This is a genomic window from Capnocytophaga endodontalis, assembly GCF_002209445.1.
GTDB lineage: Bacteria > Bacteroidota > Bacteroidia > Flavobacteriales > Flavobacteriaceae > Capnocytophaga > Capnocytophaga periodontitidis.
The window spans coordinates 2174811-2184694 of the sequence record NZ_CP022022.1 but is presented as its reverse complement, the minus strand read 5'-3'; the positions used below and the strand labels follow the sequence as shown (position 1 = coordinate 2184694).

General features: G+C 32.4%; 8 protein-coding genes and 1 tRNA gene. 1 reads left to right on the top strand and 8 read right to left on the bottom strand.

What is annotated here, in order from left to right:
- Nucleotide 1: 1 nt before the first annotated feature.
- The 8 genes from CBG49_RS09810 to CBG49_RS09780 all read right to left on the bottom strand — a co-directional run bounded on the left by CBG49_RS09810 (nucleotide 2) and on the right by CBG49_RS09780 (nucleotide 8263).
- A complete protein-coding gene (locus CBG49_RS09810) occupies nucleotides 2-2821 on the bottom strand; it encodes a T9SS type A sorting domain-containing protein (protein WP_227002867.1) in 2820 nt (939 codons plus the stop codon).
- Nucleotides 2822-2836: 15 nt separating this feature from the next.
- Complete coding sequence (locus tag CBG49_RS16110) at nucleotides 2837-3253, bottom strand: hypothetical protein (protein ID WP_227002866.1); 417 nt, start codon at nucleotides 3251-3253, stop codon at nucleotides 2837-2839.
- A 38-nt stretch (nucleotides 3254-3291) separates the two neighbouring features.
- Nucleotides 3292-3615 (bottom strand): hypothetical protein, encoded by a 324-nt coding sequence (locus CBG49_RS09805; protein WP_162613458.1) that lies wholly within the window; start codon nucleotides 3613-3615, stop codon nucleotides 3292-3294.
- Complete coding sequence (locus CBG49_RS09800; RefSeq protein ID WP_088594354.1) at nucleotides 3566-3781, bottom strand: lipoprotein; 216 nt, start codon at nucleotides 3779-3781, stop codon at nucleotides 3566-3568. The genes CBG49_RS09805 and CBG49_RS09800 overlap by 50 nt, the downstream gene beginning before the upstream one ends.
- Before the next feature lie 19 nt (nucleotides 3782-3800).
- A complete protein-coding gene (locus CBG49_RS09795) occupies nucleotides 3801-5843 on the bottom strand; it encodes a fibronectin type III domain-containing protein (RefSeq protein WP_088594353.1) in 2043 nt (680 codons plus the stop codon).
- Nucleotides 5844-6291: 448 nt separating this feature from the next.
- Nucleotides 6292-7449 carry a tyrosine-type recombinase/integrase gene (locus CBG49_RS09790; RefSeq protein WP_227002865.1) on the bottom strand — a complete coding sequence of 386 codons (1158 nt, stop codon included), beginning with the start codon at nucleotides 7447-7449 and terminating at the stop codon, nucleotides 6292-6294.
- Between the two features lie 123 nt (nucleotides 7450-7572).
- Nucleotides 7573-7646, bottom strand: a tRNA-Met gene (locus CBG49_RS09785).
- Nucleotides 7647-7909: 263 nt separating this feature from the next.
- A complete protein-coding gene (locus tag CBG49_RS09780) occupies nucleotides 7910-8263 on the bottom strand; it encodes a hypothetical protein (protein WP_009751049.1) in 354 nt (117 codons plus the stop codon).
- Nucleotides 8264-8520: 257 nt separating this feature from the next.
- On the opposite strand from CBG49_RS09780, the gene CBG49_RS09775 reads away from it, so the two are divergent.
- Entirely contained in the window at nucleotides 8521-9507 is a 987-nt protein-coding gene (locus tag CBG49_RS09775; RefSeq protein WP_088593441.1) for an IS110 family RNA-guided transposase, read from the top strand.
- Nucleotides 9508-9884: the final 377 nt, after the last annotated feature.

Below are 9884 nucleotides of genomic sequence, written 5' to 3'. Positions count from 1 at the left end.
CTTAAGGAATAATAATGATTTTTTTACTTAATCGTTGGTAAGGAGTTTCTAAAACCAATATATAGGTAGCAGCTGGTAGCGGGTCTTGAAAATCAATCCAGTGTTCAGTAGCTGAAGCTGAGTTTTTCTCGCTTATTAATTGCCCCGTGATACTATATAGACGGAATTTGATAGCCCCTGCTTTTTCTAAAACTACTTTGGCTTTGAACTTGCCATCATTAGGGTTAGGTGCGACTTCAAATTCTCTTACAAAAGCCTCATTGGTTTTTTGAGTTTTAGGTAAATCGGTAGCGGGTTCTACAATGATATTCTTGTAGAACAACTCAAAGCAATTACCTTGTGTTTGCTTGATACCTATACGGTATTCACCTTTTGCTTTGAAGATGAGAGAGATATAGTCATCATTTTTATTGGTGATTTCAATAGCTTCATTTTCGGGTACTAACCACTCAGTAGTTTCCCCTTTAGGATTACTGGTATTTACTAATATTACCTCTTCATTTTCATAGGCTTGGGTAGTGAGTAAGAACTCAGAAGCTATTTGAGTATTTGCACTTTCAATAGTAATAGCATCTGTTGCTGTACAACCATCTTTAGTAGTTACCGTAGCCCTATAAGTACCTTTTTCGGATAAAGTTACTTGAGGCATATTAGAAGAAAATCCATTATCGCCAGTCCACAGATAAGTAGCCTGAGGGTCGTTGATAGCTATGTTTAAGGTAAGTGTTTGTCCGTTGCAAAGCGTGCGATTCTCTCCTAAATCAATCTCAAATTTAGGAGGGTTTTCGATAGTGAAAGTTTTGAAGTGCGCGCAGCCTTGAGTGTCGGTTATTTTTACCTTGTACTCACCAGCGGGAAGGTTATTTATATTCGCTGTAGTAGCTCCTGTATTCCACAGATATTGATAAGGAGCAGTACCTCCTTGTACAGCAAGCGCTATAGCGGCATTAGTGGCATTATGGCAACGAAGAGGGGTGATAGTGCCCGTAACCGTAAGGCTATTAGGTTGCAGAACAGCCGTACTTCCTTGTACCATACATCCTGCCTTATCTTTGATTTCAACCGTATAAGGCATAGGTAGCAAGTTTTCGATGGAGGCAGTAGTAGCCCCATTAGACCACAGATAAGTATAAGGAGGCGTACCCCCAGCAGGGGTAGCGGTAATTTTGCCATCGTTACCCTTGCAAGTAGCATCTGTTTTTTGAAGGGAAAGGGTTAATTTGGCAGGTTCTTTAAGCTCATAAACAACGTCTACCACTTTAGTTACTGTATGGGTGTTGTACTCACCCAATACAATACCATTGGCATCTTGTATATTAATAGCGTATTTGCCAGCAGAGAGATTTTTGGCAGTATCATCCTCAATAGGGAGTATTACCCAATTGCCATTGTTGTCTTGTTTTTTCCAAGTATAAATGTAAGGCTTACCACCATTTTGAGTACCTGTAAAAGGAGTCCCTCCTGAAGCCTCAATTTTCAGTTCACCATCCTGACTTTCATCGCGCTGACCGTCATAAGGGTTTTTATCCTTTTCGTCGCCAAATTCATTTTGGGAGTTGCAGGAGATGGGGTTTGAAAGTTCTATAGAAGCTTTGAGTTTTTCAGGATGAGAAAGATAATATTGACTTCTAAGTTTTGCACAATTTACCCTTTTATTATTATTAGAATCATAATTTTTATCATAAACAGATAAGAAATAATTTCCTTCTCGAACATTTCTTAATATCACAGAAAATTCTCCTGTTACGGAATCAAAATTATATTCAGTATTAGCTAAAATATCACCATTTGCATTTTCCCAAACAAAATTATATTTTTTTTCACCAAAATATAAAGGAGTTCCTCCCTTAATTACAGCAGTGATATATCCATCAGAAGCACCATTAAAAGAAGGAAGTTTTTGTCTATCGGGAGGATATGAAATAGTAATAGGTTCAGGGGCTTTTAATTCAACTGTAATTGTTTCTTTATTATCATTCCACCTATCTCTCCCTATACACCCATTAGTATCTTTTACTCTAATAGTATATTTTCCTGATGAGAGATTTTCTATATGATGAGTTCCTCTTGGAGAAGTAAAATCCTGCCACTCACTATTATTTATTTGTATTTTATAATTATGTACTCCTCCATAAGCTCCTATATATATTTCTCCATCATTCCCCTCATTACAAGAGGGGTTTTTAGGTTGGATAATGAAAAACTTTACAGGATCAGGATTTTTAATAGTAAATATAAAAGGATGCTCCTCTGTATAAGGAGAGTAAGAGTTTGCAGAGCTATTTCCCAAATAAGAAACCTCATAAGTTCCTGCTTCTAAATTTTCAAAAGTAAAAGTATTGTCCTCATCTAATTTTTCTTTATTATTATAAGAAGCTAATAAACTTCCATTCTTTTTAATATTGAAAGACATTTTTTCACCTTCTTTTAAAGGACGATCAAAGCGTAGCGTATAGTTAGCTTTATCACCATAACAATTAGTTATGATAACATCGTTATTATCATTTTTAAGAATAGGGAGGGATTTTTTAACTGTAAAAAATACTGGATCTGAAATATTTCCACAAGATGATCTTTGTCTAAAAGAAATTTTTTTATTAATAAAGTTTTCCATTCTACTTCCTAAAATATCGTAAGCATTCACTTCAATAGTTGATTGTCCATTAAATTTAGACAAATTCATATAACCATCTCCAATGTCATATTGCCAATTATAATCCACAGAGCGAAATCCGTAATCAGATTCTATTTTTATTTTATCTTTTGACGGAAGATCCCCTCCATCTTTTGTTCGGATAACTAATTGAGGATAAATCTTCACTGATATAATATGGTCTCACCAATCAATTGCTTCGCTATTTTCAAAAAAATTACCACAAAAATAAATTCTTTCTAGTTTTTCAGAATCATTAAAAGTTCCATTTCCTCCACATCCTCCTACCCTTCTTTTCCAATTTCTGGAAGCAACCGACCTTAAAAGCAAGGGGCTCCAAGTAGCTGGTACATTATTTTTTTTTATCCCATAATCGGAGTAATGATTTTGGGAGACACCATTTAAATCTTGTTCTAATATCTTTCTCCTTCCTTTATCAAAGAGAATTTCAATTAGAACTTGATTTTTACATCCACCACCATAATTTTCATTATGAGCTTTTATTTTACAGTGAGATTCTATAATATACTCCCCCAGCTGTGCTTGTCCATAAATAATGGAACAAAAAAATAAAGTAAAGATCACAAATATTTTTTTCATACTTTCGAAATAAAAGAAATTTTCTTATTTTTATAAGTTTATATTTTCGTGAATTGATATACAATGGAAACCACATTTTTATTCCAGTCTTGTTCTTTTTCTTTTTCCATTCCTTTAGAAATTTTGAACATTTGATCCTTATCAGGTAATTGCACAATTTTCATTTTAAGTTCTCCTAAACGCTCTCCATTATAGATAAAATCATTACTGATAATATTCCAAGTAAATAGAATTTCATCTACTTTAAATTTATCATCTGGAATACAATCTTTTGTATTTTGAGTTGTATATCCGATTTCTCTACCTCTACCATTAGGTAAAAATTCCAAAAAAAACACAATCATCGGCTTTTTGAACTTCATTACCTTTAGATTCCAACCCAATTTCTATAATTTTCCACTTTCTAATCAATTTTTGTTCGAGGGAGTTTTTAGGTTGTTCTTGAGGTTTAGTGTCGTCTTTTTTTCCACAAGCGTTACTTACAAATACGATTGCGACTAAGGCAATTAATAAAAATACTTTTCTCATAGTGTAAGTATTTAAAAAATTAATAATTAACTTCTACTTTTTCACCTTGTGTGGGTTTGCCATTAGCTAATGAAGGTAAAAAGTAATATTCATATATTGTATTGATATGTATTTCTTTATCGGTGATGTGTTGTTGTTTTGGGGTGAGTACTTTCCAAAGAGAAGGAGTATTGCCCTTTACATTTTTGTAAATCTGTATCTCGGTTACTTTGGCATTTTTTTGATATTTCCAAAACAAAGAGATAGAACGTGCATTCCTATCGGCTACAAAATCTACGCTTTTTATTACTTTATCAGCTCTTACTGGTGCTTTTATGGTTATGGTTGCATTGTCAGCACTTGACCATAGACCTGCTTTGTCCTTTGCTTGAATGAGATACTCATACGTTTTGCCTCCTTCAGTATTTTCATCAATAAATGTGTTGGTTTCTTTGTGAAATACTTGTAACGGTTGCCATTTTTCTGTTCCTTTTTCTCTTCTACTTAGGGTATAGCTTTCTACATCATCACTTGAACTGCTTATCCAATACAGTGTTATCTTTCCGTTTTCGGTAGTGAAATTATTAAAAATAGGGGCAGTAGGCGGGTTTTTATCAGGTTTCTCAACTACTATTACTTCAGAAAAAGGAGAGCGATTGTAACGTAAATCTTCTGCTAAAATTTTGTAAAACACCTTTTTATTAGAAAGAGAGAAACTCACTGTATCACGGACTGTATTTTCAGTAATGATATGATTAAAGATATCTACAAATTCTTCTTTATCGGTATTAGCTCTCAGTACTCTATAGCCTGCCAAGTCAGCCTCTGTATTAGCTTTCCACGAAAGAGTAACCACACCTAAACTATCAATTTTTCCTTGTAACCCAATAGGTTGAACAGGAGGAATAGAATCGGATGGTTGCACTAAAGTACTATGTGAAAAATGTCGTTTTTGTTGTTTATCAACTGAGGCTATTTTGAAGTAGTTAGACGCTGAAAGTTTCTTATAAATCAGTTTTCTATCTTCTTTTTTGATATTGTCCACCACTTTTTGATAGTTCGCATCTTCTTTGGTATTGTGCCAAAGCTCAAATTTTTCAGTAGCTTTTTCAGCTTCTTTAGGGTATTCCCAAATAAGTTCTACCCCTTCATTAATAAAATTATAATCGGATATACGAGGGACAGCTGTAGTAGCAGAAATGCCTTGTACTTTTATAGGGGCTGAAGGAGTACCTTTTTCGCCAAAGGCATTGATACCATAGATGCGAAAGAAGTAAGGCGTATCATTCGTTTCTAAAGTAGTCGCATAGAACATTTGTTTTTTACTTGTTCCATTCATATCTACAATAGGTGTTGAAGAAATGGGCTGAAAGTCAGTGCCATTTTCAGAACGTTCTATGATATAAGAAGTATATATATCTTTCAAATAGGTAATCCCCCACGAGAAGAGCACCTTTTTATCATCGGGGATAGCTGTGAAATCGTGAATTTTAGGAAGTGTTTCAACATCAGAAAGCCCTACCATCACCGCAGACGACTCTATTTCGGGCATTCCGAGAACTTCTACCTGATAAATATAGGTTTCTCCCGCTTTTACATCGGTATCTATAAATCCCCAACCTGCTTTCTGAGCTGCTACAAAGGACATATCTGCTGCAAAAAGAGCAAAAGTATGACGCTGGTTTAGCTCCTCTGCTATATTTACAATTTTAGATATACCATTTTTACTATCTTGTTCTACAGAAAAAGATTCACCATATAGTGCCTGAGCAATGATAGCACCATAATTATCTTTTTGAATGAAGTCTATCCAATCTTCTTGTTTATCAGGTTTTAAAGTGGCTATAGTTTGTTTTTCAGGATTTTCGAGGAAATTACCATCTTTTTTGAGGAGTATTTTGTGAAGAACAAAGCCTTTTTGATTTGCTTTCTGCCATTCAATAGGAGTATTTACCGCCCAACGGAGCAGTATTCTATCTTTTTGAACATAGGACTTGAGCATTACTGAAGGAGTAGTATCAGACAATTGAGCAAAAGACCAATTTACTACCCAAAAGCAGATAAGAAATAAGGCTTTTTTCATACTTATAGCATATCAAAAGTATAGTAATATTTTAAACGCCACAAAATTATACATTTATTTTTAAATTACAAATATATTCTCAAATAAAATTGAAATATATTTTGTTATAAAAATACAAAACTCTGTAATTCAATAAAATATAATTTATATCTTATTCAAAAAAGATATAAAAACCTATCTCTAAAACACTTCATAAAGGTACTTTATTTATAGAAATTGTTTCGATTTTTCTCTATCTTACCGTCAATTGTGTAATCTAAAAGAATGTTTTTTGAATTTACTAATAAAATGTGTATCTTTGCACAATCAAATCAGTAACTTAACGTTAACATTTTAATACTTAACAACAATGGTAAAGAAAATCTTTTTACTCGCCTTTATGGCAATAGGAATGACTGCCTGCTCTAAATCTGACGACACTCCTACTAATAATGGAGATAACAATAACTTATGCTGAAAAAGTAGCGTGCTCTGTAATGAGCATTAATCTATCATAGGTTTCATATTGGGAATATTGTGTGCGTAGTTCTTGATATAGTTTCGTGATAAAGGTATGTCTAAAAGAGTAAAGTCCATAATCTTTACCTAAATTTAGCTCATCATTTACTTTCTTAAACCTTTTAGTCCAATAATCCCGTTTATTTATTTCTTCAGTTTGACAATCTCCTACACCAGTAGGAGTAAATAAATAATGATTAGGACTAAGTCCTTTAAAATGTTGGATTTCATTGAGTAAAATTTCAGGTATGATTTTTATTTTTACTAACTTATTTTTAGCTCTCACGTTTAGTTTAGCACCATCAAAATCAATATCTTTAACTTGTAATCTGCAAACTTCAATAGGACGCAAAAAGTTATAAGAAACAAATTTTACAAATAGTAGTAAATCTCTATCTTTCTCTTCAATAAGAGTAAAAATATCATCTTGCTGATTTTGAGTATAGGTTTTGTTACGTTCAGGTTTAGCTTGTAACTTCTTGATTTTTTCAACATTATTATACTGAATAATCTCATTTTCTTCTAACGTACTAAAAATGGCATTCAGTACCGCAAGAGTGTTATTTCGGTTACGAGGACTTGATTTTAATAGTACTGAATTGAGAAAATCATTTATTTCTTTCTTAGTAATATTACCTATAGGAGTATTTTCTAATCCATTACTTTTTAGAAACTTTTGAAACTGACCAATTCTGCATTTATATTCTGTAAAAGTGCTGTTAGAAACACTATTTTTCTTTAGATTCAAAGCAAAATCAAGAGCTGAAATTACTGTGTAATCATTGTTTTGAACAATGGACTTAGAGCTAATTTCAGGTTGATCAGCATTAGGAGTATAGCCACTCTCCAAAATATTCTCTATGATATTTCGCAAAGAGTGGATTTTTATATATCTGCTATCAAAATCCTTGTACTCCTGGTTTATCTTAAAGAAGATAGAAGGCTGTTTTATCATTTTGCCGTCTTCATTTCTGAAATAGTAATACACATACCAACGTTTATGCTTTTTCAGAATCTCTTCTTTTTCTCTTTCAGAAAAAGCTGAAAGCCGTTTTTCAGAAATAATTTTAGGATAGATTTTGGGGATAGAATATTTCTTCTTCTCCATAAGTTCTTTCAATTTTGTATACTCGAAAATATACTCGGTTTTATACTCGCTTTGTATAAGTTCATAAAGTGTAGACATAAAAAAATACGCTTTAAAGCGTATTTTTATTAGGTTTTAATTTTGTAGCGAAGACGGGATTTGAACCCGTGACCTTTGGGTTATGAATCCAACGCTCTAACCACCTGAGCTACCTCGCCATTAATCTATATCTTTTTCTCTTTTGCGGTTGCAAAGGTACTACTTTTTTTTTTACTACCAAAGAAATATTTATTTATTTTTGATTTCGAAATATGAAAAATATAAAAGTAATTAATTATCAAAAGATTATAAAATAGAAAAGCATTACTTATCCTTGATTTTTTCGGGGTTTGAATAAAGTTTTATATTTTTTTTAATTTGAAAATAATGAAAAATACCTCCAAAATTCAAATTTTGGAGGTATTTTTAGTTTGAGTATAAGTTAAGAAACAGCAGTACTTGCTACAAAAAAAGTAGCTAAAAGGATAAGGAAAATAAGACCTATTAGAGAAATAGCAAGTCCTGCAATAGCTAATCCTCTAGGTGTTTTGGTAACGCCTATTCCTGATAGAATAAGTCCTAAAATCCAAACGATCCATCCTAAGAAAGGAACCCATACTAAAAAGATAGCTATTAAAGCTAATATAAAACCAGCTGTACCTATCCCATTACTATTAGAAGAATGGGTATTTTGGATAATGATAGTAGGAGGATTGTTTTCTTTAGCAACTTGTTGAGCTTGTTGCTGTGCCTGAGATACTGTTTGCTCTTGTGTTGAAGTTGTATTTTCTTCCATAAAAACTGAAAATTAAAATTACTTCCCTACTCTGTCGTACGTTTGCATCTTGAAAAATAAATTGTAATTTTACATTTAAATAAGCACGGAGAAAGACCGAGACTTTGTTAGTGAAAAACTGCCTTTGACGTTCAGTCCCCGTGCTTTCACATCTGTAAAACTGGATAGTTCGTTAGGTTTTAAGCCTGTGTTTACGACGATAGATTATCAGATGTTATTTAAACAAAGTTATTTTTAATCTTTTTAATTTATTCATTATGAGTTATGTAGGTATTGATATTAGCAAGGATAGCTTTGTAGTAGCTTTCTCTTCTGCTTCTAAAAGTAAAACTATCACTTATCAAAACGACGACAAAGGTATTGAAAAATTTATAAATACCCTTGATAAAGAGCAACATCATTGTGTGATGGAAGCTACTGGTAACTATGGTGTTAATCTACTTTATCACCTTTGTGAACAAGAAATAAAGGTTAGTTTAATTAACCCTAAGCAAAGTAATTTCCTTTCAAAAATGAAACTATCTACTGCTAAAACTGACAATAAAGATGCTCGTTTGTTAGTAGAATATGGAGAAAAAATGAATCCTAAAGTTTATAAAATGCCTTCAGATAAGATTATTCTCCTTAAACAGAAACAAACAGTACTTACTCACTTAATAAAACAGCGTACAGCAAGTAAAAACCAGCTAAAATCTTTAGAGTTACTCAATAAAAAAGATAATTTAGCTATTGATATGCTCAAAAACAACATAGATAACTTAGATAAACTCATCAATAATCTAGAAAAAGATATTGTTTCTATCACTGAGGAAGAGTTTGAAAAACAAGTTCAACTACTTACTTCCATTAAAGGAATAGGCAAAAAAGTTGCTACTACTTTAGTGATTATTACTAATGGTTTTTCTTTCTTTGAAAATCCTAAGCAATTATCTCGTTATATAGGTATTTGTCCTACCTACCAACAGTCGGGTAAATCGTTGAATTACAACGGACATATTAATAGAAATGGACATAGCACCTTACGTGGTCAGTTGTTTATAGCATCGTGGTCAGCAGCTAAGTATAATTCCTCTTGTAAGGCTCTTTTTGAAAGGCTTAGAGAGGAAGGAAAACCTTGGAAATTAGCACAGATAGCGGTCTGTAACAAGCTTATTAGGCAAGCTTTTGCAGTTATTAAGTCAGGAGTTGCTTACATAGACGGACACATTCCTACTTTATCTGCACCAATGCAAACAGCTATATGAGTCACTACTTTCGCCGTAGGCGAACTAAAAGAAATTCCTTTTTAGAAAAAAAAGTTACTAAAAAATTTGCATATTAACATAGTTCGTTAAAGGCTTTTCGGGTTATCGCCTTTTGTTATTTAACGTGAGTTCAATGTAAGTAATTTATTGATTTTCATAGTTGTAAATCAGTGTTTTGTTATATTGAACTGACGTTATTTAATATATCGGTTGCAAAGATATGAAATATTATTATACGATGGAAAAAATATTTTAACAAAAAATTAGGTTTTAGATATAATAAAGTCTACTACTGTTCTGTTAAAAAAAAGAAATCCTTTTTAACCAGCTAATTATTAGTAAGTTATATTGATTTTTAGTCGAATGTACTTGAATAT

Excerpts from the sequence above, each read along its gene's own strand:
- CBG49_RS09780 (WP_009751049.1), bottom strand. The coding sequence starts at position 8,263 with ATGGAAGAAAATACAACTTCAACACAAGAGCAAACAGTATCTCAGGCA.
- CBG49_RS09775 (WP_088593441.1), top strand. The coding sequence starts at position 8,521 with ATGAGTTATGTAGGTATTGATATTAGCAAGGATAGCTTTGTAGTAGCT.
- CBG49_RS09805 (WP_162613458.1), bottom strand. The coding sequence starts at position 3,615 with ATGAAGTTCAAAAAGCCGATGATTGTGTTTTTTTTGGAATTTTTACCT.
- CBG49_RS09790 (WP_227002865.1), bottom strand. The coding sequence starts at position 7,449 with ATGGAGAAGAAGAAATATTCTATCCCCAAAATCTATCCTAAAATTATT.
- CBG49_RS16110 (WP_227002866.1), bottom strand. The coding sequence starts at position 3,253 with ATGAAAAAAATATTTGTGATCTTTACTTTATTTTTTTGTTCCATTATT.
- CBG49_RS09800 (WP_088594354.1), bottom strand. The coding sequence starts at position 3,781 with ATGAGAAAAGTATTTTTATTAATTGCCTTAGTCGCAATCGTATTTGTA.
- CBG49_RS09795 (WP_088594353.1), bottom strand. The coding sequence starts at position 5,843 with ATGAAAAAAGCCTTATTTCTTATCTGCTTTTGGGTAGTAAATTGGTCT.